General features: G+C 28.5%; 22 protein-coding genes. 4 read left to right on the top strand and 18 right to left on the bottom strand.

All coding sequences use genetic code 11. The features are described from left to right. Nucleotides 1-49 precede the first annotated feature (49 nt). Nucleotides 50-1,162 (bottom strand): tyrosine-type recombinase/integrase, encoded by a 1,113-nt coding sequence (locus JWYL7_RS04775; RefSeq protein WP_066069699.1) that lies wholly within the window; start codon nucleotides 1,160-1,162, stop codon nucleotides 50-52. A 184-nt stretch (nucleotides 1,163-1,346) separates the two neighbouring features. On the opposite strand from JWYL7_RS04775, the gene JWYL7_RS04770 reads away from it, so the two are divergent. Continuing rightward, entirely contained in the window at nucleotides 1,347-2,546 is a 1,200-nt protein-coding gene (locus tag JWYL7_RS04770) for an MFS transporter (protein ID WP_331721872.1), read from the top strand. A 46-nt stretch (nucleotides 2,547-2,592) separates the two neighbouring features. Here the strand turns inward: JWYL7_RS04770 and purB are convergent, their stop codons facing one another. From purB to JWYL7_RS04755, 3 genes are all read right to left on the bottom strand, one after another. Continuing rightward, nucleotides 2,593-4,026 carry an adenylosuccinate lyase gene (gene purB, locus JWYL7_RS04765; protein ID WP_066069694.1) on the bottom strand — a complete coding sequence of 478 codons (1,434 nt, stop codon included), beginning with the start codon at nucleotides 4,024-4,026 and terminating at the stop codon, nucleotides 2,593-2,595. A 121-nt stretch (nucleotides 4,027-4,147) separates the two neighbouring features. Further along, nucleotides 4,148-5,332, bottom strand: a complete 1,185-nt coding sequence (locus JWYL7_RS04760; RefSeq protein ID WP_066069692.1) for a pyridoxal phosphate-dependent aminotransferase — start codon at nucleotides 5,330-5,332, stop codon at nucleotides 4,148-4,150. A 99-nt stretch (nucleotides 5,333-5,431) separates the two neighbouring features. Further along, nucleotides 5,432-6,349, bottom strand: a complete 918-nt coding sequence (locus JWYL7_RS04755) for a tyrosine-type recombinase/integrase (protein ID WP_066069689.1) — start codon at nucleotides 6,347-6,349, stop codon at nucleotides 5,432-5,434. Between the two features lie 114 nt (nucleotides 6,350-6,463). Here JWYL7_RS04755 and JWYL7_RS04750 point away from each other — a divergent pair, with 114 nt between their 5' ends. Both JWYL7_RS04750 and JWYL7_RS04745 read left to right on the top strand, forming a co-directional pair. Continuing rightward, nucleotides 6,464-7,510 carry an FAD:protein FMN transferase gene (locus tag JWYL7_RS04750; RefSeq protein ID WP_066069686.1) on the top strand — a complete coding sequence of 349 codons (1,047 nt, stop codon included), beginning with the start codon at nucleotides 6,464-6,466 and terminating at the stop codon, nucleotides 7,508-7,510. A gap of 63 nt (nucleotides 7,511-7,573) precedes the next feature. Next, complete coding sequence (locus JWYL7_RS04745) at nucleotides 7,574-7,840, top strand: hypothetical protein (protein WP_066069683.1); 267 nt, start codon at nucleotides 7,574-7,576, stop codon at nucleotides 7,838-7,840. 54 nt (nucleotides 7,841-7,894) lie between these two features. Here the strand turns inward: JWYL7_RS04745 and JWYL7_RS04740 are convergent, their stop codons facing one another. The 4 genes from JWYL7_RS04740 to JWYL7_RS04725 form a co-directional block, all read right to left on the bottom strand. Further along, complete coding sequence (locus JWYL7_RS04740) at nucleotides 7,895-8,752, bottom strand: DUF1002 domain-containing protein (RefSeq protein WP_066069679.1); 858 nt, start codon at nucleotides 8,750-8,752, stop codon at nucleotides 7,895-7,897. A 19-nt stretch (nucleotides 8,753-8,771) separates the two neighbouring features. After that, nucleotides 8,772-9,452 carry a beta/alpha barrel domain-containing protein gene (locus tag JWYL7_RS04735; protein WP_083528281.1) on the bottom strand — a complete coding sequence of 227 codons (681 nt, stop codon included), beginning with the start codon at nucleotides 9,450-9,452 and terminating at the stop codon, nucleotides 8,772-8,774. Between the two features lie 387 nt (nucleotides 9,453-9,839). Then, nucleotides 9,840-11,639 (bottom strand): UvrD-helicase domain-containing protein, encoded by a 1,800-nt coding sequence (locus JWYL7_RS04730; protein WP_066069672.1) that lies wholly within the window; start codon nucleotides 11,637-11,639, stop codon nucleotides 9,840-9,842. Between the two features lie 102 nt (nucleotides 11,640-11,741). Beyond that, nucleotides 11,742-12,041 carry a hypothetical protein gene (locus JWYL7_RS04725; RefSeq protein WP_066069669.1) on the bottom strand — a complete coding sequence of 100 codons (300 nt, stop codon included), beginning with the start codon at nucleotides 12,039-12,041 and terminating at the stop codon, nucleotides 11,742-11,744. A gap of 216 nt (nucleotides 12,042-12,257) precedes the next feature. Between JWYL7_RS04725 and JWYL7_RS04720 the strand changes: the two genes are divergently transcribed. Next, nucleotides 12,258-13,361: an ISL3 family transposase gene (locus JWYL7_RS04720; protein WP_331722110.1), complete on the top strand. Its 1,104-nt coding sequence runs from the start codon at nucleotides 12,258-12,260 to the stop codon at nucleotides 13,359-13,361. A gap of 249 nt (nucleotides 13,362-13,610) precedes the next feature. Here the strand turns inward: JWYL7_RS04720 and rny are convergent, their stop codons facing one another. The 10 genes from rny to pnp form a co-directional block, all read right to left on the bottom strand. After that, nucleotides 13,611-15,152, bottom strand: a complete 1,542-nt coding sequence (gene rny, locus JWYL7_RS04715; protein WP_489752599.1) for a ribonuclease Y — start codon at nucleotides 15,150-15,152, stop codon at nucleotides 13,611-13,613. Between the two features lie 190 nt (nucleotides 15,153-15,342). Next, on the bottom strand, nucleotides 15,343-16,368 hold the full coding sequence (gene recA, locus JWYL7_RS04710; protein WP_066069662.1) for a recombinase RecA: 1,026 nt from the start codon (nucleotides 16,366-16,368) through the stop codon (nucleotides 15,343-15,345). A 185-nt stretch (nucleotides 16,369-16,553) separates the two neighbouring features. Further along, nucleotides 16,554-17,072, bottom strand: a complete 519-nt coding sequence (gene pgsA, locus JWYL7_RS04705) for a CDP-diacylglycerol--glycerol-3-phosphate 3-phosphatidyltransferase (RefSeq protein ID WP_066069659.1) — start codon at nucleotides 17,070-17,072, stop codon at nucleotides 16,554-16,556. After that, nucleotides 17,056-18,396 (bottom strand): 30S ribosomal protein S12 methylthiotransferase RimO, encoded by a 1,341-nt coding sequence (gene rimO / locus JWYL7_RS04700; protein ID WP_066069657.1) that lies wholly within the window; start codon nucleotides 18,394-18,396, stop codon nucleotides 17,056-17,058. Before rimO ends, pgsA begins: the two co-directional genes overlap by 17 nt. 23 nt (nucleotides 18,397-18,419) lie before the next feature. After that, the gene (locus tag JWYL7_RS04695) at nucleotides 18,420-20,681 is read right to left on the bottom strand and encodes a DNA translocase FtsK (protein WP_066072362.1); all 2,262 of its coding nucleotides are present in this window, start codon (nucleotides 20,679-20,681) and stop codon (nucleotides 18,420-18,422) included. Nucleotides 20,682-20,788: 107 nt separating this feature from the next. Continuing rightward, nucleotides 20,789-21,481, bottom strand: coding sequence for a ClpP family protease (locus JWYL7_RS04690; RefSeq protein WP_066069655.1), 693 nt, complete (start codon nucleotides 21,479-21,481; stop codon nucleotides 20,789-20,791). A 156-nt stretch (nucleotides 21,482-21,637) separates the two neighbouring features. Further along, entirely contained in the window at nucleotides 21,638-22,864 is a 1,227-nt protein-coding gene (gene dapG, locus JWYL7_RS04685) for an aspartate kinase (RefSeq protein WP_066069652.1), read from the bottom strand. 16 nt (nucleotides 22,865-22,880) lie between these two features. Further along, on the bottom strand, nucleotides 22,881-23,126 hold the full coding sequence (locus tag JWYL7_RS04680) for a YlmC/YmxH family sporulation protein (RefSeq protein ID WP_066069649.1): 246 nt from the start codon (nucleotides 23,124-23,126) through the stop codon (nucleotides 22,881-22,883). Nucleotides 23,127-23,246: 120 nt separating this feature from the next. Next, on the bottom strand, nucleotides 23,247-23,960 hold the full coding sequence (locus JWYL7_RS04675; RefSeq protein WP_066069648.1) for a polysaccharide deacetylase family protein: 714 nt from the start codon (nucleotides 23,958-23,960) through the stop codon (nucleotides 23,247-23,249). A 96-nt stretch (nucleotides 23,961-24,056) separates the two neighbouring features. Further along, a complete protein-coding gene (gene pnp, locus JWYL7_RS04670; RefSeq protein WP_066069646.1) occupies nucleotides 24,057-26,156 on the bottom strand; it encodes a polyribonucleotide nucleotidyltransferase in 2,100 nt (699 codons plus the stop codon).

Raw genomic sequence — 26,156 nt, 5'->3', positions numbered from 1 at the left:
CGTTCTTTATGTTTACATAATTTGTATATAGTAAACTTATCTATTTATATTATTCATTTTCTCCTAACCACTCAAAATTCTTTACTATTTCTCTTTTTACATTTTTTTTGTGAGCAGCGTAAAGCTGAGTAGTAGTTACATTATCATGGTCTAGCAAATTTTGAACATCATATATAGAAAAACCATATTGAATTAGAGAGGTAGCAGCAGTAGCTCTTAATTTATGTGGACTATATCCGTTTTCTTTAGTGGTTCCCATAGCTATTGATGTATATTTTTTTACTAATTCTCTTATTGCTCTTGTTGTCATCCTAGTATTCTGTAAAGATAAAAACAATGCATCCTCATCATCACCCGTAATATTAGGTCTTTCATTTTCTATATATTCTATTATTGCAGTCTCACAAGTTTTATTAAGAGGCATTAAAACCTCTTTATTCCTTTTTCTGTATATTTTAAATTCTCCTCTAGAAAAATTAAAAGAAGATATATTCAATTGTTGCAACTCGCTCAACCTTAATCCATACGTAACAAACAACAACAAAATAGCTTTATCTCTTAATTTAGTCTTATTCCAATATAACTTTTCTTTGTCAGTTAATCCGTATCCGCTTTCTACAGCATCTATCATTTTAGCAACTTCATCTATTTCTAATCTTTTTATAGCATCAGGCTGGGGCTTAGGTAATTTTATAGGATTAAACCCATCTGTTATATTATTTTTTATTTGCTCATTTCTGTAAAGATATTTAAACAAAGACATTATAGATGCTTTTTTTCTTGCTAAAGCTCTATTATGATTTTCAAATATCAATAAGCTATTTTTAGTCTTTTTATAATACCTTGAACAGTATTCTCCTAAAAAAATATTAACATCCCTAGATTTAATATTTTCAAATTCTTCTAATTTTATTTCTTTTACATTAGAAGCAACCGTTAAATCTGTTTCATTCACCAAATAATTACAGAAAAAATAAATATCTTCTAGATAAGCCAGTCTAGTAGAAGTGGCAACAGCGTTTTTTAGATATATAAAATAATCTTTCATAAAATCAGGTAAGCTATTTTGTATATTGATGCATTTTTCTATAGCTTGGTTTTCTTTTAAAACTATGTTGTAGGGTTTATCAGATTTGTTATGAATTTTAATTGTTTTATTCATAGAATCACTCCTTAAAAAGTGGATAAAATTAATAAAATATAAATACTAGGAAAAGAATACAATATTTACTACCGAATTTCAAGACTGCGAATTAAACTATTCCCTAAATATACATTTAAAGAATAGTTGGGTGTCGCTTCTTTTCTAGTATCCAAAATGGTATTTTGTATGTTATTCTTTTAATATAATAAATTATACATACTTCTTGGAGGTTTTTATGTACGAAAAAAATATAAAAAACTACTTAATTGGATCTTCTTTGATTTTTTTTACATTGGGTTGTTTTTCTAATTTTTTAAGCATACACTTAAAAATTAATAATTTAGACGATGCTTTTATAGGATCTATATTATCTATTCAAACACTCGGAACAGCTATAGGGTCTATTATTTCTGGAATTTTTCTTAAAAAATACACACATAAACAAAGCGTATTATCATCTGTTGTCCTAATCAGTTCCAGCTGTATATTAATATCTATTAGCTTAAATCCAACCTTACTCTTAATATCATCATTTTTACTAGGAGTTGGAATGTCATTCCAATTTGTAACAGAATCTCCTTATTTAATGAAAGTTACAACTACCGAAAATAGAATGAATGTATTTAGTTTAAACTTTTCTATAAAGAATTTTTCTATGATGATAGGAACTCTTATAGCTGGATTTATGTCTGATATTAATCTCAGCACAAAGTATACACTACTTATTTTTTCAATAATATCATCACTTTCCGTATTCCCTATTCTTACGATAGAAAATATAAAAATGAAAAACTCCGATAGAACACTTAAAGATATAATTACTATTTTAAAGATAAAACCATCTATTAATATAATACTATTTAATGCTCTTATAGGGATAGGTTCTGGTCTTGTAGTTCCTTTTTTTAGTATGTATATTAAAGATACTATGAATGTTGACAACAAAATTGTAGGAGTTATTATTTGTATTTCTCAACTTGGGATAGTTTTAGGGGGATTATTGACTCCTTATTTAAGTACACTATTCGGAAAAGCTAGATCTGTAGTCATATGCCAAGCATTATCCATTCCTTTTTTGTTGTCTATATCGATGTTTAAAAATATATTTATTATATCTGTATGTTTTTTATGGAGAACAGCATTGATGAATATGGCCCAACCAATAATACAAAATTTATCAATGGAGACTATAGAAGAAAAAAATATGAACATGTTTTCTAGTTTTATAATACTTACATCTAACATATTCAGAGCAGCAGGAACATTTTTGGGTGGCCAGATCATTTATTATGTTAATTATGAAATTCCTTACTACATAACTAGTGTTATTTATATTATTGCCATAGTTGTTTTTACAATCACATTCCGATGTGAGGATACTAAAAATCCTGTTTGTAACTAGTTTTTCCAAAACGAACCCCCTTTTTAAGCAAAGGGGGTTCGTTTTTCTATACCTTAAGATTTATTTTTAATCCAAGTAATTCTTTATATCTATTCAAAATAGGATTTACCTCATTTTCAATAAATTCGTCTACCTGTTGCGGTGCTCTACCTATAAAATTTTTTGGATCCATAATGATATCTATATCTTCTTTTTTTAATTTAAACTCTTCATCTTCTAAAATATACTCTATAAGATTGTTTTTCTTACCTTCTAACTTTATTTCTTGTGTAACTTTCATAGAATACGACCTTATTTTTTCATGTAATTCTTGTCTATCTCCTCCTCTTTTAACAGCTTCCATAAGAATTGTTTCCGTTGCCATAAAAGGAAGTTCTTCTTGTATATGTTTATTAATTACTTTTTCATATACTACTAAACCATCAGTTACATTTATTCCTATTTCTAATATAGCATCTATAGCTAAAAATGACTCTGGTATACTAATTCTTCTATTAGCTGAATCATCTAAGGTTCTTTCTAACCATTGAGTAGAAAAGATTAGTGCTGGATTTAAAGAGTTTGATATTAAATATTTACATAAAGAAGATATTCTTTCGCATCTCATAGGATTTCTCTTATATGGCATTGCCGAAGAACCTATTTGAGTATCTTCAAAAGGCTCTTCTATCTCTTTTAAACTCTGAAGTAACCTTATATCATTTGTTATTTTGTGCATTGTCTGAGCTATAGATGATAATAGAGATAATATTTGATAATCTATTTTTCTACTATATGTTTGTCCTGTCACAAAATAACTACCCTTAAACCCCATTTTTTCACACAAGATCTGATCTAACATCTTAACCTTGTCATGATTTCCGTTAAATAAATTTAAAAAACTAGCTTGAGTTCCTGTTGTACCTTTTACTCCCCTCAGTTTTAAATTTTCAATTCTATATTGCAGGTCATAGAAATCTAATATCAAATCTTGTATCCATAAACATGCTCGTTTTCCTACAGTTGTTAACTGAGCTGGCTGAAAATGAGTAAATCCTAATGTAGGCGTATCCTTGTATTTTATAGCAAACTCTTTAAGGTTATTTATTAAGTTCACAAGTTTTTTAGATATAATATTCATTCCTTCAAACATCAGTATTAAATCTGTATTATCTCCCACGAATGCACTAGTAGCTCCTAAATGAATTATTCCTTTAGCTTTCGGACATAACATTCCATAAGCTTTGATATGCGACATTACGTCATGTCTAGTTTCCTTTTCTATTTTTTTTGCGTCTTCAAGATTTAGATTGTCTAAATTCTTTTTCATTTCATCTATTTGTTCTTGAGTTATATTCAATCCAAGTTCCATTTGAGCTTCAGCTAGAGCAATCCACAATTTACGCCAAGTCTTAAATTTATTGTAGTCAGAGAACAGTTCACTCATCTCTTTACTACAATATCTCTCGATTAACGGATTTTGATATCTAAACTCATTCATTTTTTCACCCCTAAACGTATTAAATAATTATTTTATATATAGATTATACATAATATATCGAACTATATCAAGACAAATAAAGAAAAAGGGCGTAAGATAAATACATAACGCCCTTTTGAGTCTAGCAAATCGCTTTCTCTATTCTATTTAGTCCCTCTATAATATTTTCTAATGAAGTAGCATAAGATAATCTGATATATCTATCATCACCAAAGCAAATCCCTGGAACTACTGCAACAGCAGCTTTTTCTAAAAGATATTCTGCAACATCCATAGAGCTATTTAGTATTTTTCCGTTAAATTCTTTCCCTATGACATTTGATATATTGACCATTACATAGAATGCCCCTTTTGGCTCTCTACAAGATAAACCTTTTATATTGTTAACTCTTTGTACCATTTCTTTTCTTCTTTTATCAAACTCTTTTCTCATTAATTCTATAGAAGACTGGTCTCCTTCTAAAGCTTCTATACTTGCATATTGAGCTATAGTATTAGGATTAGATGTTGCATGACTTTGAATATTGCCCATAATTTTAGCTATTTGCTTATTTGATGCAGTATATCCTATTCTCCACCCTGTCATAGCGTATCCCTTAGATAAACCGTTTACAACTATAGTTAAATCCTTTATTTTATCATTTAAAGAAGCTATGCTTACATGTTTAACTTCATCATATACAAGCTTTTCATATATTTCATCTGATACAACTATAATATTGTGTTTGATAGCTATCTGTGCTATTTTTTCCAATTCTTCAACAGTATATACAGAACCTGTTGGATTTGATGGACTATTTAATATAATAGCTTTAGTATTTTTAGATATATACTTTTCAAGATTTTCTACATCAAACTTGAAATCGTTTTCTTCAGAGCACTCAACTAATACAGGAACTCCTCCTGCCATCTTTACAAGTTCAGGATAACTTACCCAATAAGGTGAAGCCATTATTACCTCATCACCTTCATTGCATATTGCTTGAAAAATATTGTATAATGAATGTTTAGCACCATTAGAAACTATTATTTGATCTGGTGTATATTCTAACCCGTTTTCATTTTTTAATTTTTTGCATATACTTTCCTTTAAAGAAGGCATTCCAGACGCCGCTGTATAACCTATATTCCCTCTATTTATCGCCTCTATAGCAGCTTTTCTTATATTTTCAGGAGTATTAAAATCTGGTTCTCCTACGCTAAAACTGATTACATCTATGCCTTCCTCTTTCATCTTCTTGGCTTTAGCACTAATTGCTAATGTCAACGATGGAGAAATACTGTTATGCTTTCTTGATAATTCCATTATTTATACCTCCAGATTAATTTTTATTTGTCAATAATAACTATTCTACAACAATGCTGTTTTTCCTTCATTGTATATATTAAAAATTTGTCAAATAAATTACTCTTTATCATTTATTTTTAACTTATTAGTTGACATTATATAATCGATAGGTTGATCATCCAAGAAATTAATTACGTATTTGTATCTTATAGCATAGTATTTATCACTCCATCCAAGATGTTGTTTTATAGTTTCATCAGGGCACCCTAATTTCAACGAAAACGAAGCAAAAGAATGTCTGAAGTCTTTACACGAATATTTTTCTAGACCTGCTAAACTTAATGCTTTTTTAACTATTAATCTTATATTCCTATCTGTTATACTTTGATTATCTTTTCCTTTAAATATAAATTCATCTGTAGGTTCAAAAAAATATTTCATACCTAAATTTTTTCTATAATCAATTATAAGTTCCCATAAGTAAGGATGTAGTTTTATTATTCGTTCTTTCTTTTTTGAACCTATTTTACAATAATAATTATTTTTTTCGTCAATAATAAAATCTTTCCACTTAATACTTACTAATTCACTTAATAGGCACCCGGTTGTCAAAAGAAAAACAACTATAACTCTATCTCTTATATTAAGCTTATCAAGTATAGATACTAATCTGTTTACTTCATCAAAACTCATAACATCATCTTTAGTTTTCATTCTAGAAACTGAGGGTTTTTTAACAAATTTAAACGGATTTGTCTCTATATAACCATGTTTATATAAGAAATTGTAAAAACTATGTAAGTAGCCATATATTTTCTCACAAGTAGACTTAGCATATTTATTTTGAATAAATTCTATAAAATTTTTACAATCTTCTACTTCTACATGAAATAAGTCTTTATCATATTTTGATATACTAGATTTAAAAAGACTAAGCTTATTTATATAGTCATTTTTTGTATATTTCTTTAGCTTTTCTAAAAATTTTTCTATTACTGCTTGCTCATATTCTGTAAAATAATGCAAAACTACCACCCCTTTTAAAAAGCTTATGTGTATACTTTGTTTCTGATATAATTATTCTAATATATTATTTATATAAATTGAAGCATTCTATTTGAAGTTTTCTAAAATTTAGGAGGTAATAGTATGAAAAAACTTGTGTTATTTTTAATAGTTTTAATGATCTGTATTTTATCAGGATGTGTATCCAAGGATGAATCTTACATATCTAAAACTGATCTTGTCATGGGAACTATAGTAGATCTTCATGTATATGGATACGATGATAAAAATATTTTAAATAAAGCATTTGATAGATTAAAAGATATAGAAAAAATGATGAGCATAAATATAGGAAGTAGTGAAATATCTAGTATAAACAAGCATTCTGGACAAAAACCAATAATTGTTAGCAAAGATACTTTTTATGTTGTGTATAAAAGTTTATATTACGCTAAATTATCAAATGGAAAATTTGATCCTACTATAGGTCCTTTAGTCCAATTATGGAATATAGGAAATGAAAATGCTAAAATACCATCTCAATGTGATATTTCTAAAGTGTTAAGTCTGATAAATTATAATGATGTTGTTTTAGACAAAGAAAAAAATAGTATATTTTTGAAAGAAAAAAACATGTCTTTAGATTTAGGAGGAATAGCTAAAGGTTATGCAGCAGATGAAATTAGAAAGATTTTTGAAGAAAATGGAATAACTAGTGCAGTAATTAACATAGGAGGCAATATAGTAACTATAGGAAACAATCCTGATGGTAGACCTTGGAACATAGGTGTTCAAGATCCTAATGAAGATACAGGTAGTTACATGGGAATATTGCAAGTAAAAGATGCGTCTGTTGTTACTTCAGGAATCTATGAGAGATATATAAAATCAAACGAAAAAATTTATCATCATATATTTGATACAACAACAGGATATCCTGTTGACAACGAAATTTTATCTGTAACTATAATAAATGAAAACTCAATAGATGGAGATGCTCTTTCAACAGTTATATTTTTATCTGGAGTTTACGATGGCTTAAGTTTGATAGAATCAATAGAAAATACAGAATGTATAATAGTAACAAAAGATAATGAGGTATATTTATCTTCGGGAATTAAAGATTCTTTTAAAATTACAGATGATAAATATGTTATCAAGCAAAATAATATTATTAATAGTTCATATTAAATATATTTTTAAAAATAGGGAAATATAATTAGTAAGTTATATAATTTATAATGGGGTGATAAAGTGCTAAATGGCGTTGTAGAGATAAGAGAAAGAAAGAATAACAATTTATATAATCTTACACTAGAAATTCCAGATAAGCGTTATTTTGAAGTCTATGAAGATATAAATGAAGAAAATGCATTAGATATAGTAAATAGATACTTAATAAGCAAACAAGATGATGCTAGACCTCAAAATATCAAGATTAAATACGATCAAAATTCACATCTTATTAGGCTTACCACAGATCTTTATTATTTAGGAAATGATCATACTGATTATAACTAAAAAATAAACAAAATACTAGCTGTTAGCTAGTATTTTGTTTATAACTATCTTGTGTTAGACTGTAATGTTTATTCTTTTCAGTATAGACTTAATCAATTCTAAGAGTTTTCCAATAATCGATTTAACTTCATCATTATTTTCAATAACATTCGACAATTTATTGCCTATATTCTTTATTTGGTTTGATATTGTAGTCACATCTAAGTTTAATCCACTTATTCTTTTCATAAGATCTACTATTTTATTTATTTGGTCTTCTGATAAATTGATATCATAATGATTCGCTATTTTTCTTATTATAGTTCTAATATCATCTGGATTTGTAATTTTATTTTCAACTACTTCCTTTTTTATATCATTTATAAACTGTACTGCCTTATCTTTACCTACTATTTCACCAAGTTCTCCTGTAGTTATAATTTCTCTATTCGCTGCTTCCTTAGCATTAGAGTCTAATTTTTTACCAGTAGCTTTCTCGAATCCTTTTATTATTCCAGTCAAAGCAGCAGTCCCAGATACTTTAAACGGAGCTGCTGCTATCACTTTTGCATCATTTATTCCAGCTGTTATAAGAGCATTAGATATCATATCTTCTGTTACCCAAGTTAAATTTAATGTCTTAACATCTAAACCAGAACCTTCTGGTAAAGGTTCAACATACGCTGAAGATATCGCTCTTGAACCTATTTGAGACTCAGGAGCAATACCACTTAAATAACTTCTTTCTTCTTGATTTGTTATCGTTATTATTTCAGCATCATCCTCCGTAACATTGAATATATCTAGCATTTTTTGTCTTTGATCATCTCTTAAGTCATTTCCTAAAGTTACAACTTTAAAATTATCTGCGTATCCTAAAAGAGTTAAATTTAATACAAATGCCAGTGTAATGATTAGTATACTTTTTTTCATATTATCACCTCTTTTTATGTTAGCATTTTTCTACTTTGTCTCTATATACATCCATAATCCCACTAAGTATATCTGATGTTAATGGTGGTGTATAAGTTATAGCATTAGCTCCAGCTTCAATTGTTTGCAAAATAGTTTCATCTGTAGGGCCGCCTGTAGCTATGATAGGTAAATATGGATAATCCTTTCTTATGTTTCTAACTATATTAGGTGTATTTGCTGCACCTGATACATTTAATATAGATACTCCTGCTTTTATTCTTGCATCTATATCTTCACTTTCAGATACAACAGTTACTACTATAGGTATATCTATCCTTTCTTTCATTTCTCTTATTACCTCATTAGGTGTTGGAGCATTTAAAACCACGCCTAGCGCTCCTTGAAATTCAGCATGTAACGCTATGTTTATAGACCTTTGTCCACTAGTTATTCCTCCGCCTACTCCACAAAAAACAGGTACAGTCGCTACATCCATTATGGCTTGAGTAATTGCAGGTTGAGGAGTGAAAGGATATACAGCTATTATGGCATCTGCATTTGTATTCCTTATTATAGCTACATCTGTTGAAAACAGAAAAGACTTTACTCTCTTGCCAAAGATATTTATTCCACTTGCTTTATAGATAGATTTAGGAACTTCAATTATATTTTTTCTCAGTTCTGTTCTTATTTCAGGTATAAACTTTTCTTTCTCCATATTTTTCACCTTCCTTACAAGTTATCTTACGCAATCTATATATTATCACAATTTTAAAAATTACACACCTAAATATTTATACATAAATATCCATACATTTTAAGTAAACCAATATGCTATAATTAATTGTACTCTATTTCATATATAAGGGGGTAGACATCTTTGTTTATATCATCATTAGGAAAATTTATAACTTTATCAGGAGTAGTCATAAGTTTAATTGTTGCATCTATTCATTCTTATTTTAGTAATACTACAGAAATTGTAATTTCATTTATAATAGGTCTAATAAACATATATTGCTTCTATATTTTTTCAAACCATAATGAATTGCGATAATAATTAATATATAAGTTCAATATATATATATTGAACTTATATATTATATCAAAAATCTAAAGAATTATTTAGCATATCCATTATATCACTTTCTTCATTTTTCAATGTTGTTATAATAGTCAAAAAGTCTATAGATCTAGTAAGTGCTGTATAGACTATGTTTAGATTACAAACAAATTTACTCTTTTTATAATTCGTTAGGTCTGGATTTATCTTATGGTCATACAACATTTCTATTTCACAGAATATAACTGCTCTATACTCTACATTATTAGCAAAGCATATATTTGTAATAGTAACACCCTGTTTTTCTTCTAATGAATTTAGCTCATCAGTCCCATATATATATGGTATCCCGTTATTTTCTAATGCTTTTCTAAGAATATATTGAAAATATATACTATTACCATTTTTTAGTTTCCTCTTGTTAAAAGGATATACTACTACTATATCAGAAAAATTTAATCCTTTTTGATACACTAAATGGTTTATTTCCCAAATTATAGTTTCGATCTTTTCATCTATTGTATCAACTTTTATAATCTGAACTTTGTTTCCGTCATTTCGTAACGAATGAGTTTTTTGAAATTTATATTCATAATTGTTATTGACTTTTCTAGTAATGTAATCTTCTACATTATAAGTAAATTTGTTGATAAAATTAACTATATTTCTTGTTTGCCTATAATTATAATTTAGTTCTACAAACTCATCTATATTTATAAAATTTAATATTGTTTCTATCGATATAGCTTTAGATGTGTTTTTTCCAGTATCTACGGATATATTTAATATCTTTTTATTTTCATACAGAATAGATTCTAAAAATTTAATTTGATCTGTATCGAATTTTTCACCTTCATCTATAAAAATTCCTTTATATATAACTTTATCCTTTAGATAATTTTTAACTTGTAAAAATATATTGTTAAAATATTTGTTGAAATTTTCATTTAACTTTCTAAAATCTACTACCAAGTTAAATTGCTTTGCTAATTTTATTACAAAACCATGAAAATTATATATGTCTAAGTTATCAATATCACCTTGTAAAACACTTATTTCAGTTTTTATATTGTTCATTAGATGCTTGCTATGTGTTATAAATAAAAATCTATCTCTTGGGTACAATTTACTTAGTTTAATTGATCTTGACATAAGTAAAGTAGTCTTACCACTGCCAGATCCTCCAGTTACTAAACTGTTACAATATTTTATAGAATTTATTTTGCTAATTTGAGTATAATCTAAAAATAATCCACTATAATTATAATTTTTATGATTAAATGTAATTCTCTTGAAATCTCTGTTTATAACTCTATTTTCTATCCCACTTTTTACTACATGATATTCTGAACATATGTAAAATCTAAATAAGTTTAATATTGTCTCTTCATTTTCTCCAACAAAGTACCTTTTTAAAAAATTTGCATCTTTAACTATATATTCATATTTAGTTTTATCTATTATATGATATTTTATAAATTCCTCTGAGTGTACATATCTATTTATGCGAACATAAGGCATAATATAAACTATGTTGTATTTTATATCTAGGTTAAATTTGTCTATATTCGCTTTTATCGTATTGTACTCCTCATTTATAACTTCAATTAATTCTTCTTCTAATATTTCATATGTATCACTACTCGTATCCATAAATTTCATAAATAATATATTATTATTTTCTATGTACATTAAGTCTAAACTTATTCCCTTACATGGAACTATTTTGCTTATAGCTGTACCTTCTAGCCTTTCAGATATATCTTTATAAAAATCTCTTTCACTCTTTTTGATTTTTAGCGATTCTATATCAGACGTTATATTTCCAGAATATAATTTCAAGATTTATATCCCCCTTAGAGTTTAATGTTCCAATTATTTACTATATTATACTATATAAAAATATATAAATAAACCATAGTTTTAAACTATGGTTTATTTACCCTAATGTACTTCTCTAACTATTTTGTCAAAATTTTCATCCATCCATTTATTCATTTTTCTTTTTATTTTTGTTTCTTTTACATCTTCAAATATTGCATCTGTTATTTTTAGTCTTTCTAATATTCTTTCTACTTCTGTTGGGTAACTTAAAAATTCTCCGTTTTTATTTAAAAAGCCCATATACAATACCTCGTATTCATCTTCTTCATAATTTGTCTTAGTAACTATTCCATACTCAACAGTATTATCATTTAGTTTTGTTATTTTCACGAATTGATTTTGCGATAATTTATTTAACATTTCGCTTCTCCTTTCAAATTTCTTTATTAATATTATTTGTATATTTTTTATTTATTAATTTTTATTTTTTATTTTTATTTTTTATTTTTAGTATTAAATTCTACTAGGAATAGTTCAAAATAAAGGTTCTATAATAAATGTTGGGGGCATGAAATATTGTGCTTCAACATTTATTTTTTGGCATAATAAAAGCACTTGTGAAATAAATCTGCTAAAATGTTAATTGACCTTAAAAAAAAACATAGAAAGGAGATTTATTCACAAGTGCACTCTAATTTTATCAATAAATTACTAAATTTACAAGGCGTAAAAATAAATAAAATTTCTCATGAGGATTCTTTTATAAAAATATATATAAAAACCAATCCACGTGAACATACTTGCCCTGCCTGCGGCTGCTTAACTTCTAGGGTTCATGATTATAGAAATCAATTAATTAAGGATTTGCCGTTGCAGTTTAAACATGTATTCCTTGTGCTACGAAAAAGGCGATATGTATGTTCATGTGGTAAAAGATTTTATGAGCATTACGACTTTCTTCCCCGTTATAACCGCATGACTAAGCGCTTAGTATATTATATTTGCAATGAACTTACTAAAGTTACTAGTATGACTTCAATAGCTAAATCTGCTAATGTATCTGTTTCTACGGTTACTCGTATCTTTAACTATGTTAATTACAGTATACCTACTCTTCCAAAAGTTCTTTGCATTGATGAGTTTAAGGGTAATGCTGAAACCGGAAGGTATCAATGTATACTTGTTGATGGCGAGAAAAATAAGGTATTAGATATCCTTGCGGATAGGTCTCAAAATCATCTTATAAGTTACTTTAACAAATTTTCCCGTAAAGAAAGATGTAATGTTCAATTTTTTGTTTGTGATATGTGGCAACCATATACTGATCTAGCAAAAATTTATTTTCCTAATGCTAAAATTATTATTGATAAATATCATTTTATTAGACAAGTCACTTGGGCTATTGAAAATGTTAGAAAGCGTATACAAAAAAATATGCCACTTAATCTTAGAAAATATTACAAACGAAGTAGAAAACTTATACTTACCCGTTATCATAAACTTCAAGATGAAAACAAAAAAGCAGTTGACTTAATGCTATTGTATAACGATGACCTGCGCGTTGCGCATAAGTTAAAAGAATGGTTTTATGAGATATGTCAAAGTAATAATTATTCTTATCAAAGTGATGCTTTAATCAATTGGATTAAAAATGCAGAAAGCTCTAAAATAGAAGAGTTTGAAAAATGTGCAGCTACATATAGAAGATGGGTTAATGAAATAAGAAATGCCTTTAAATAACGTGTTTCCTTTGGAATTAAGAATTTCCATAGATTCCGAAATAGAATTATTCACTGTACTAATTAAATACCATAAAATTCCTACATTTTAGTTAGGTTTATTTAGTGTACCCAAAAACATGCAAAACTCTATGGCTATATTAAAATAGGTTCAAATATAGTAATGGAGTAGGATTGATGTCAACCCTACCCCAACTATTGACAAAGAGCCAAAATAAATTAACCCGACGACTTAAGTCGTCGGGTTAATTTATTTTGCATATTCAACAGCTCTAGTTTCTCTTATAACACTAACCTTTATTTGTCCTGGATACTCTAACTCTTCTTCTATTTTTTTAGTTATTTCTCTTGCTAAAAGATTTATTTCATCGTCTTTTACTTGATCAGGTTTGACTATAATTCTTATTTCCCTTCCTGCTTGTATAGCGTAAGATTTTTCTACTCCCTCATATGAATTAGATATTTCCTCAAGCTTTTCCAAGCGCTTAATATATGATTCTAATGTCTCTCTTCTTGCTCCTGGTCTAGCTGCAGAAATAGCATCAGCAGCTGTAACTAATACAGCTTCAATACTTTCTGCTTCATAATCTCCGTGATGAGTACTCATAGCATGAATAACATCTTTAGATTCTTTATATTTTCTCAATAGATCCATCCCTATTTCTACATGAGTCCCTTCCATATCATGGTCAACAGCTTTTCCTATATCATGTAATAATCCAGCCCTTTTTGCAAGTCTTACATCAGCACCTATTTCAGCAGCCATAATTCCAGCTAAATGAGCAACTTCTATAGAGTGCTTTAAAACATTTTGTCCATAACTTGTCCTATATTTTAATCTTCCTAAAAGTTTTATCAATTCTGGATGTAAACCATGAACTCCAGTTTCAAATGTAGCCTTCTCTCCCTCTTCTTTTATAATGTTTTCAACTTCTTTTTGTGCTTTTTCAACCATTTCTTCAATTCTTGCCGGATGAATTCTTCCATCCAGTATCAGTTTTTCAAGAGCTATTCTAGCTACTTCTCTTCTTATAGGATCAAAACCAGATAAAATTACTGCCTCTGGAGTGTCATCAATTATTAAATCAATTCCAGTTAATGTTTCAAGAGTTCTTATATTTCTTCCCTCTCTACCAATAATTCTACCTTTCATTTCATCATTAGGTAAATTAACAACAGTAACTGTTGTTTCTGCTACGTGATCCGCTGAACATTTCTGTATAGAGTAAGCTATTATTTCTCTAGCTCTTTTTTCTGCCTCTTCTTTAGCCTGAAGTTCCATTTGTTTTACCATTATAGACATTTCATGTCTAAGTTCTTTTTCTGCATTAGAGAGAAGGATTTCTTTAGCTTGTTCTGATGTAAATCCAGATAAACTCTCCAGCTTTTCTATTTGTTGCTGCTTTATAGCTTCTATTTCTATTTGCTTTTGTTCAACCTCTTTTAGTTTCTCATTTAGCATCATTTCTTTTGTTTCTGAAGCCTGAATCTTTTTATCTAAAGCTTCTTCTTTCTGAATTAATCTTTTTTCATATCTTTGTAGCTCATTTCTTCTTTCTTTACTTTCTCTTTCTAATTCGTTTCTTAGTCTATGAACATCTTCTTTAGCTTCCAATAATTTTTCTTTTTTTATAGTCATTGCATCCTTGTTAGCTTCTTCTATAATTCGCTTTGCTAATTCTTCTGCTGAATTTATTTTTCCTTCTGCTATATTCTTTCTTGTTAGGTAACCTATCAATACTCCTACTCCAGTTCCTACAACGACTATTAGTATATCTGCTCCACTAATAATCTCCACCTCCCTCAATATGATAAAAGCTTAGTTGACTAATTTATAGCTTTTAAAAATACTCATAAGACTATATAATACAAAGTTTGTTTTAATTGTATCTATTTTCTAATTTTATATCTTTTTTATTTGAGTGTCAAGCTGTATAAAAATACATTAAAAAGCTGCTTATAATTATAAGCAGCTTTTTAAACTACACATTTTCTACTAGTTCATTAGATGTATTAATTGTAGTTCCTATATTATAATGTTGTCTAATTAAACTTTCAATTTCAGTGGCTACATCTTTATTTTCTATTAACCAATTCTTTGCATTTTCTCTACCTTGGGCTAATTTAGTATCATTATAACTATACCAGGATCCTGATTTTTTTATAATTCCTATATCAGTAGCTATGTCTAATATGTCTCCTATCTTAGAAATACCTTCTCCATACATTATATCAAATTCACATTGTTTAAATGGTGGAGCTACCTTATTTTTAACCACCTTTACTCTTGTTCTACTTCCTACTACTTGATCCCCTTGTTTTATAACATCAACCTTTCTAACATCTAATCTTACAGATGAATAAAATTTCAGCGCTCTCCCTCCAGTAGTTGTTTCTGGGTTTCCAAACATTACTCCTACTTTTTCTCTTAATTGATTTATAAATATAGATATGCATTTTGATTTATTTATGGCCCCAGCTAACTTACGCAAAGCCTGAGACATAAGTCTTGCCTGAAGACCAACATGAGATGCTCCCATTTCACCTTCAATTTCTGCTTTTGGAACAAGAGCTGCTACTGAATCCACAACTAAAACATCTATAGCACCACTTCTAACTAAAGCTTCTGCTATTTCAAGCGCTTGCTCCCCTGTATCTGGTTGAGATATTATAAGATTATCTATGTCCACTCCTAAACTTTTTGCATAAACCGGATCAAGTGCATGTTCTGCATCTATAAATGCAGCTATACCACCATTCTTTTGGGCTTCAGCTATAACACTTAAAGCTACTGTAGTCTTTCCTGATGATTCTGGCCCAAATATCTCTATTATTCTTCCTTTTGGTAAACCACCTATACCTATAGCTATATCTAAACCTATGCAACCTGTAGATATAGCTTCTATAGTTGCCTTTGATGCTTCACCTAGTTTCATAATAGAGCCTTTACCAAAGTCTTTTTCTATTTCAGCTAAAGCTCTTTCTAAAGCTTTCTTCTTATCATCCATGATTCATACCACCTTTCTTCCGATCAGAACAAATGTTCTAAAATCATTATATAATATATATTTGTATTCGTCAACGCATTTTGAGAATGAAATGTATCTGTCACTATAAGTATTGACATGATTATAAAAAAATAACAATAATTCCATTAATTAATAGAATTATTGTTACTATAAATTTTGCTATACTAAACCTTTTCTTTGAAAAGATCTTTGTTTACATAAATATAATCATATCCAGAATATATAGTCAACACTAAACTAACCCATAAGAATATATTATAAAAAGGGAGTTGAAGTAGTACCATTATTATAGCTATTATTTGAGAAATTGTTTTATACTTTCCCCATTTGCTAGCAGCTATAACAATACCACTAGAAGAAGCTATAGCTCTTAATATACTGACTGCAAATTCTCTAGATATTATCAATATAACCATCCACGAAGGAACTAAACCTAACTCTACCATACTTATTAAAGCTGAGGCAACTAAGATTTTGTCAGCAAGCGGATCCATAAATTTTCCAAAATTACTTATCATGTTGTATTTTCTCGCTATATATCCATCTAAAAAATCTGTGATAGAAGCTACAATGAATACGCATGCTGCTATTGTTAAAGAATAATCTATATCTGTTAAAACTGTTACTATAAATACGGGAACTAACCCTATCCTAAGAAGCGTTAGCTTATTTGCTAAATTCATCAATCATTTCACCTACCAAATCATACTCTAACGATTGCGTTATTTTTACATTTACAAAGCTACCTATGCTTATATCTTTTTTAGAATTCACATATACAACACCATCTATTTCATAAGCATCTTCAAAACTTCTTCCACAATATAAGTTATCCTCAACTTTTTCATCTATTAGTACCTTATATATTTTTCCCACCTTTTCGCAATTCTTTTTTGCAGATATATCTTGTTGTATAATCATTAACTCATCTCTTCTTAGATTTTTTATTTCGTCAGGAATTTGTTCCTTTAATTTTGCTGCTGCTGTTCCTTCTTCCATAGAATAAGTAAATACACCTAATTTATCAAACTCGATCTGCTTAATGAAATCCTTTAACTCATCAAATTCTTCTTTTGTTTCACTTGGAAATCCAACTATTATTGATGTTCTAAGTATTGCATCCGGAATATAACTTTTTATTAATCTAATTTTATTGATTAAATCTTCTTTTGTTGTCCTTCTATTCATTAACTTTAAAATTCTGTTATTACAATGTTGTATAGGAATATCAAAATAGTTACATATCTTTTCATTACTTGCAATTACTTTTATAACCTTTTCATCTATCGCCTCAGGGTATGAATACATAACTCTTATCCAACAAATTCCTTCTATTTTAGACAACTCTTCTAATAATATATGAAGTTTTGATTCCCCATATATATCTATGCCATACCTAGTTGTGTCTTGAGCTATAACTACAAGCTCTTTTACACCTGAATTTGCTAATTTTTTAGCTTCCTCAACTAAATCTTCTATTTTCCTACTTCTGTATCTACCTCTTAGTTGTGGTATTATACAATATGTGCAATTATTATCACATCCTTCTGCAATTTTTAAATACGCCATATACTTAGGAGTACTTACATATCTAGGTAAATTTTCATTATACACAAAATTTATGTCATCTAAAACAACTATATTCTTTTCTTCAGAAAGTCTATCAATTATTTCATTTATCTTAGTATAACTTGCAGTTCCAACTATTGCATCTATTTCAGGTATTTCTTTTTTTAAATCATCACTATATCTTTGAGCTAAACAACCTGAAACTAACAATAATTTAGCTTTGCCTATATTTTTGTATTCTGCAAGCTCTAGTATAGTATTTATAGATTCTTCTTTTGCAGACTCTATAAAACCACAAGTATTTACTATTATTATGTCTGCTTCATAAAAATTTCCTGTAATCCTGTAGCCCTTATTTTTTAAAATACCTAACATTATTTCTGAATCCACTAAATTTTTTGAACACCCTAGTGATTCTAATGCTACTTTTAAACTCATTTTTTTTGCTCCTTTCTAATTTGTTATTTGTCACTTGTTGCAGCAGTATATTGCTCTTTATTAATTAATACTTTTCTAGGTTTACTTCCTTCATTTGGCCCTACAATACCTCTGCTTTCCATTTCATCCATAAGCCTTGCTGCTCTATTATACCCTATTCTGAACTTTCTTTGTAGCATGGAAGTTGAAGCTTGTTGAGAAGAAATGATAAATTGTATAGCTTCATCTATTAAATCATCTTCTGAAGTAGTCTCTATAGAAATATTTTTGCTTATATTTTGTAATAAATCTTCTTTATAAAATGTCTGATTACATACTTGTTCTTTTATATATTTAACTATATCTTCGACTTCTCTTTCAGATACAAAAGCTCCCTGAAGTCTAATAGGTTTTGCTGCTCCTATTGGATAAAATAACATATCTCCTTTACCTAAGAGCTTTTCAGCTCCACCCATATCTAGTATTGTTCTTGAATCTGTTTGAGATGATACTGAAAAAGCTATTCTAGATGGTATATTAGCTTTTATTACTCCTGTAATAACATCGACAGATGGCCTTTGTGTTGCTACTATCAAATGCATACCAGCAGCCCTTGCCATCTGAGCCAATCTACATATTGCATCTTCTACTTCGTTAGCACTTACCATCATTAAATCAGCTAATTCATCTATAATAATTACTATACTTGGTAATTTTTCATGGGATTTTTCATTGTAACCATATATATCCCTAACTGAGTTTTCTGCAAATAACTTATATCTTCTCTCCATTTCATTAACAGCCCAAGATAATGCCGATGCTGCTTTCTTAGGATCTGTAACTACTGGAATTAATAAATGAGGTATTCCATTATAATTTCCAAGTTCTACTACTTTAGGGTCTATCATAAGAAACTTAACTTCATCAGGTTTGGATTTATATAAAATACTTGTTATTAAAGTATTTACACAAACACTTTTTCCTGATCCTGTGGCTCCTGCTATTAATAAATGAGGCATTTTTGATATATCTGAAACTATAGGAGTTCCCGATATATCTTTTCCTATTGCAAAGCTTAATTTAGATTTACTTTCAGCAAACTCTTTTGATTCTATAACTTCTCTTAAAGTTACTAATTGTATCTCTTCATTTGGAACTTCTATTCCTATGGCTGATTTGCCTGGAATAGGTGCTTCTATTCTTATGCTTTTAGCTGCTAAACTTAATGCTATATCATCTGTTAAACTAACTATTCTGCTCACCTTTACTCCTGATTTAGGCTGTACTTCATATCTAGTTATAGTAGGACCCTTTGTAACTTGATTTATACTTACCTCTACTCCAAAATCTCTCAAAGTTTTTTCTAATAATTTAGCATTTTTTAATATCTGTTTTTTGTCTTTTTGATCTCCTAAAATATTAGGTTTATTTAATAAATCTATGCTCGGAATTAAATAATCTAAATAATTATCATCACAGTTTGAAATAGCAATATTCATATGTTTTTCATCTGTATTTTCTAATTGTAACTTTTCTTGATTAGTTTCTTTACTTTCTTCATATAAATTGTTGTTAAAATCTACAATTTTAATTTCGTTGTTTTCTATATGTTCATGACTTTTATACTCCATTTTTTCTGTATTTTTTTTCAATCTTTTAGTTTTCTTATCTTTTTCCTCAACCATAATTAGATCTAGTATTAATTTTTTCATATCTATAAATATCCTTAGTATAAAGTCTATGGTATTTTTACACATATCCTTTAAAGATATATTAAATCCAAATATAACTAGTATTATCGTTAAGAAAATACTTAGTATATAAGACCCTACAATTCCAAATAACTTAATAAAATAGTAAGCTATAATAGTACTAAATATTCCACTTCCTTTTCCTTCTACTCCCATTCTAAAAATTATTCTTAAATTTTGAGGTAAAAAAGGTGAATCTTGAGGAATAAAATCATGATTAGATATTCCATATAATAGCATTACTATAAATATAAATAAATTAGACAGCTTATACTTTATAAACTTTTTCAATTTTTCGAACTGAAATAGATTTATAACACCAATACAAATAATTATGTAAGGAAAAACTATAGACACATTAGAAAAAAAACCTAAGAATATTACCCTTATAAACTCACCTATTTTCCCCATAGATTTGGTAGTTAAGCTAAATGAAAGAAATAATCCTGAAAAAATTAGACCTATAGAATAAAGCTCTTCTCTGAAGCTTTCATCTAATTTTATAGCTTGTTTTTCTTCTTTGTAAATTTCTTTTTTATTTTTTTTTCTTTTCATAGTTTTTACCCCCAAAATAAATTAAAACCTCCTAAGTATGTAATTATAAACACAACAAAAGTGTTAATGTCATTACATTAACACTTTTATTTACTAATTATATCATATTATTCTTTATCCTGCGAAATCAATTTTTGAAGATAAGATAGAGCATCTTTTAATCCTCCTACTTGATCTATTAGTTTATACTTTACAGCTTCTTCTCCTATTAACACACTTCCTATATCATTTATAAGTTCATTTCTTGAATTCATAAGCTGAATAAATGTATCTCTTTCAATATTAGATGTTCTGGTAACAAAATTTATTATTCTCTCTTGCATCTTTCTAAAATATTCAAACGTTTCATGAACACCTATTACTAAACCATTCATTCTTATTGGATGAATAGTCATAGTAGCTGTAGGAGCTATAAATGAATATTTTCCTGAAGTTGCTAAAGGTACACCTATACTATGACTGCCTCCTAGAACTAATGTTACAACATGCTTTGACATACTGTTTATAAGTTCTGCTATTGCAAGTCCTGCCTCAACGTCTCCACCTACTGTATTTAATATTACTAATATCCCTTTAGTTTCTTTACTTTCTTCTAAAGCTACTAACTGTGGTATAATGTGTTCGTATTTTGTAGATTTTTTCTGAGGAGCAGCCATAATATGACCTTCTATCTCACCAATAATAGTAACACATTGAATTTCCTTACTTTCAGGTATTGGTAAATTAGCAACTCCATACTCTTTTATATTTTCTGAAACAATTTTATTCTTATTCATCTCTTCCTTAGAATTCCTAATCATCTTTCCCTCCTAAAATTTTAATTTGTTATTATTATTTTGTCCAATTGAGTTATTAAATACTCTCTAGACAAAAAAACAAAGCCTTTCTTATGAAAGACTTTGACTTTAGGTTTTCAAGATATATAATTACTCTTTATATAACACATTTATTGCATATTAATTAATTTCTTCTGATAAGTTAAACTCTTTATGAAGAGAATTTACTGCTGACTTTACATCATCTTGACGTATTAGTATAGATATAGTCATATGCGAATCTGATGTTTGAAGTATAGGTATGTTATTACTACATAAACATTTAGCTATTTTCGCCATAACTCCTGGTATACCTGTTATATTCGATCCTATCAAAGTAACCTTTGAGCATTTATCAATGATGTTAAAGTTTACATTATAAGATTCTAATATTGATTTTATTGAATCTATCTTATCACTATCTATTACAAATACTTTTTCCTTTATAAAAAAATTTATCATATCTATACTAATGTTATTTATCTCTATAGCACTTAAAATTTCAGTAAATATGTCTTCTTGGCAATCTTTTATAGATATTTGTGTTATTTCATTCTTATGAGCAATAGCTGTAATAAGATTTTTGCACTGCTTTAATTTATAAATATCTAATTTTTGATCTTTATATGAACATATATCTGTTCCTTCTCCTGGGTTAAAAGTATTTTTTATTTTAATAGTTATATTATTATTTTTAGCAATTTCTACCGCTCTTGGATGAATAACTTTTGCACCTTTATCAGCCATTTGAAACACTTCATCATAATTTATATTTTTTATAACCTTTGCATTGCTTTCTATTTTAGGGTCAGCTGTCATAATTCCATCTACATCTGTATATATCTCAACAACATCTACATTTAAGCCTGCTCCTAATACTACAGCAGTTGTATCACTTCCACCTCTGCCTAAAGTCGTTATCTCACCAGATAAAGTAGCCCCCTGAAAACCTGTGACTACAACTACTTTTCCATCTCTTAGTTCTTTTAATATTCTTTCTGGGTTTATCTGTATTACAGATGCATCTGTATGTTTATCATCTGTTATAATACCTGCTTGAGCTCCTGTAAGAAGAATAGAATCTATACCTACTTTTTTAAGAGTATGAACTAATACACAGCCTGAAATTATTTCTCCACAAGACATTATTAAGTCTAATTCTCGTTCTGATATAGAATTGTTGGTTTGTTTACATAATTGTATTAATGTATCTGTTGCGTAAGGAGCACCTTTTCTACCCATTGCTGAAACTACAACTACTATATTATGTCCTTTATCTTTAGCTTGCTTTATTATATTTGACACAACTAACATTTTTTCATGAGATTCTACAGATGTTCCTCCGAATTTTTGTACTAATATATTCATATAAAAATACCTCCAATTATATATTTCCTTCGTAATCTATAATTATCATATCATTTCCTATTTTTTTTATATTTTTCCAAGGAACTTCCATGAATTTCTTTTCTCTCTTCAAAGAGAAAAAACCCCTATCTCTTGGTATTATTAACGATAATATTTTACCATTTGATTCATCTATGACTAAATCTGACTCTGCTATAACTCCTAGTCTTTCTCCTGTAGCTAGATTTACAATTTCCTTTCCGGCAATAGAAGACAATTTCATTTAAACACCTCCTGTTTATGTATAACAATTATACTTTAAAAAACTTTATCTTATTACTATCTACACTTTTTACTATACTACAAGGATGTATTCTTTTAAATTATAATTTACATAAAAATTTTAATCAACTTCAAATATATCCATTAGTCTACCAACTTTATAACCTTCACCTGTTACTATTTCTATTATGGATCCTAAAGTTTTTACTGTAGCTTCAGTTGGATGAAGTAAAATTATACTTTCTGAGTCGATAGTTTTATTTTGTACTCTTTGTATTATTTTTTGAGGATTATCTTTATATAACCAGTCTGCTGTATCTATTGTCCACTGGACCGGAATATACTTTAAATCCAATGCTGCTTTTATAGTATTCTTATTAAACGATCCTGAAGGCGGTGAGAAAAATCTCGTTTTGTCATCAATTATACCTTCTATTATGTCTTTTGCTTCTTTTATCTCTTCGTAATTCGTTTTGTAATCTAACTTAGAATAGTCTATATGTCTAAAACCGTGGTTTCCTATTTCGTGACCATTTTCCTTTATCTTCAGTAATATATCAGGATATTTTTTTGCCCACCTTCCTGTAACCATAAACGTTATTTTTACATCTTTACTTTCTAAGATTTTTAATATATCTTCTATGTATTCATTTCCCCAATCTACATTGCATGTTATTGCTACATAATTAGATTTTTCCTTATTTCCTTTATAATATGGTTCAGACAATGTTTTAAATGTAAATACACTTAAACTAGTTGTGATATATATCCCTACAGTTAATATGCATATAGCAGTTAAAAGTAGGAGTTTTCTCTTATTTACTATTATTATCACTTACCTGCCTCCCTTAATTTTCTATGCTATATTATTATTAATAACAGTAGGAATTTATGCAAACAAAAATAAGCACGTACTTGTGCTTATTTCGAATTATTCATCTTTTGTTTTGTCATCTTGTGTAATTAACACTTTTCTTGACAAATTAATTCTACCTTGTTTATCTATTTCTGTAAGTTTAACTTCTATTTCATCTCCTATAGCTAAGACATCCTCAACTTTTTCTACTCTCTCATTAGATATATTTGAAATATGAAGCAAACCTTCTTTTCCTGGAAGTATTTCTACAAAAGCTCCAAAGTTAGTTATTCTCGTAACTTTACCTATATATACTTCTCCTACCTCTGGCTCTTTAACTATTCCTTCAATTATTTTTTTAGCTTTATTACCCATTTCTAAATCACTTGAAAATATAAAAATAGTTCCATCTTTTTCTATATCTATCTTCACACCTGTATCTTCAATTATTTTAGTTATAGTTTTTCCTCCTGGTCCTATAACCTCTCTTATCTTATCTACATGTATAGACATTTTTATTATTCTAGGTGCATATGGAGATATTTCTTGTCTTGGTTTATCTATTACTTTTTTCATTTCATCTAATATGTGTAATCTTCCTTTTCTTGCTTGCTCTAAAGCTTTCTTTAAAATTTCCTTATCTATACCCTTTATTTTTATATCCATTTGTATAGCTGTTATTCCTTGATCTGTTCCTGCAACCTTAAAGTCCATATCTCCTAAAAAGTCTTCCATACCTTGAATATCTGATAAAATAGCTATTTTTTCATCTTCTTTTATAAGACCCATAGCAATTCCAGCTACCATTTTCTTTATAGGAACTCCTGCATCTAATAAAGCTAACGTACTTCCACAAACACTTGCCTGTGATGTAGACCCATTAGAACTTAATACCTCTGAAACTAGTCTTATAGTATAAGGAAATTCATCTTTACTTGGTATCATCGGTTCTAATGCTCTTTCAGCTAAAGCTCCATGTCCTATTTCTCTTCTACCTGGTCCCCTTAAAGGTCTTACCTCTCCTACACTATATGATGGAAAATTATAGTGATGCATATATCTCTTGTTTTCTTCATCTTCTAGTCCATCTAATACTTGAACTTCTCCTAGTGCTCCTAATGTTGCTACTGTTAAAACTTGTGTTTGTCCTCTTGTAAACAATCCTGAACCATGTGTTCGTGGAAGAATTCCTACCTCACACCATATATCTCTTATTTCTTCAGGCGTCCTATTATCTGGTCTTATGTTTTCATTAATTATCATATCCCTAACTTGTTCCTTAACTATACTATGAAGAATCTCCTCTATATCTTTCAAATTCTCAGGGTATATTTCTTCAAAATGAGCTAGTGTTTCTTGTTTTACCTTGTCCATATTTTCTATTCTCTCTAGCTTTTCTACAGTTTTAATAGCATCTTTCATCTTTTCTGTAGCAAAATTGCGCACTTCTTCCTCTATTTGTTTATCAGGAGAATATAATTCAACAATACTTTTTTCCTTACCCACTTCTTTTACTATTGATTCTATAAATTCTACTATTTGCTTTATATGTTCATGTGCAAACATTATTGCATCTAACATTAATTCTTCTGAAATTTCATTTGCTCCAGCTTCTACCATCATTATGGCATCTTTCGTTCCTGATACAACTAAATTCATTTCGCTTATTTCTTTTTGTGATGATGTTGGATTAACAATAAATTCTCCATCTATTAGTCCTATAGATACTGATCCAGTAGGTCCATCAAAAGGTATATCTGATATCGATAGTGCTATTGAAGATCCTATCATAGCTACTATATCAGGAGTACAATCTTGATCAACAGACATAACTGTAGCTACCACTTGAACATCATTTCTGTACCCCTTTGGAAATAAAGGTCTTATAGGTCTATCTATAAGTCTTGATGTTAAAATAGCTTTTTCCGAAGGTTTTCCCTCTCTTTTTATAAATCCTCCTGGAATTTTTCCAACAGCATATAATCTTTCTTCATAATCTACGCTCAAAGGAAAAAAATCTATTCCTTGTCTTGGTTCAGAAGAAGCGCATACATTAACTAATACAACTGTATCTCCATACCTAACTATACAGCTGCCATTAGCCATCTCACAAACTTTTCCTATTTCTACACTAAGTTTTCTACCTGCTAAATTCATTTCAAAATTTCTATACAT

Origin of the sequence: Alkalithermobacter thermoalcaliphilus JW-YL-7 = DSM 7308, assembly GCA_001584565.1 — a bacterium.
Taxonomy (GTDB): domain Bacteria; phylum Bacillota; class Clostridia; order Peptostreptococcales; family Peptostreptococcaceae; genus Alkalithermobacter; species Alkalithermobacter thermoalcaliphilus.
Note: the sequence above shows the minus strand (reverse complement) of the source record. Positions and strands in the feature narration are given on the sequence as shown.

What these genes read in the sequence shown, in the direction of transcription:
- JWYL7_RS04680 (WP_066069649.1), bottom strand. Translation starts at nt 23,126, where the DNA reads ATGAAATTGTCTTCTATTGCCGGAAAGGAAATTGTAAATCTAGCTACA.
- JWYL7_RS04720 (WP_331722110.1), top strand. Translation starts at nt 12,258, where the DNA reads ATGTTAATTGACCTTAAAAAAAAACATAGAAAGGAGATTTATTCACAA.
- recA (WP_066069662.1), bottom strand. Translation starts at nt 16,368, where the DNA reads ATGGATGATAAGAAGAAAGCTTTAGAAAGAGCTTTAGCTGAAATAGAA.
- JWYL7_RS04760 (WP_066069692.1), bottom strand. Translation starts at nt 5,332, where the DNA reads ATGGAATTATCAAGAAAGCATAACAGTATTTCTCCATCGTTGACATTA.
- JWYL7_RS04725 (WP_066069669.1), bottom strand. Translation starts at nt 12,041, where the DNA reads ATGTTAAATAAATTATCGCAAAATCAATTCGTGAAAATAACAAAACTA.
- pnp (WP_066069646.1), bottom strand. Translation starts at nt 26,156, where the DNA reads ATGTATAGAAATTTTGAAATGAATTTAGCAGGTAGAAAACTTAGTGTA.
- JWYL7_RS04735 (WP_083528281.1), bottom strand. Translation starts at nt 9,452, where the DNA reads ATGGAGAAAGAAAAGTTTATACCTGAAATAAGAACAGAACTGAGAAAA.
- dapG (WP_066069652.1), bottom strand. Translation starts at nt 22,864, where the DNA reads ATGAATATATTAGTACAAAAATTCGGAGGAACATCTGTAGAATCTCAT.
- JWYL7_RS04775 (WP_066069699.1), bottom strand. Translation starts at nt 1,162, where the DNA reads ATGAATAAAACAATTAAAATTCATAACAAATCTGATAAACCCTACAAC.
- JWYL7_RS04750 (WP_066069686.1), top strand. Translation starts at nt 6,464, where the DNA reads ATGAAAAAACTTGTGTTATTTTTAATAGTTTTAATGATCTGTATTTTA.
- rimO (WP_066069657.1), bottom strand. Translation starts at nt 18,396, where the DNA reads ATGAGTTTAAAAGTAGCATTAGAATCACTAGGGTGTTCAAAAAATTTA.
- purB (WP_066069694.1), bottom strand. Translation starts at nt 4,026, where the DNA reads ATGAATGAGTTTAGATATCAAAATCCGTTAATCGAGAGATATTGTAGT.
- JWYL7_RS04695 (WP_066072362.1), bottom strand. Translation starts at nt 20,681, where the DNA reads ATGAAAAGAAAAAAAAATAAAAAAGAAATTTACAAAGAAGAAAAACAA.
- pgsA (WP_066069659.1), bottom strand. Translation starts at nt 17,072, where the DNA reads ATGAATTTAGCAAATAAGCTAACGCTTCTTAGGATAGGGTTAGTTCCC.
- JWYL7_RS04690 (WP_066069655.1), bottom strand. Translation starts at nt 21,481, where the DNA reads ATGATTAGGAATTCTAAGGAAGAGATGAATAAGAATAAAATTGTTTCA.
- JWYL7_RS04740 (WP_066069679.1), bottom strand. Translation starts at nt 8,752, where the DNA reads ATGAAAAAAAGTATACTAATCATTACACTGGCATTTGTATTAAATTTA.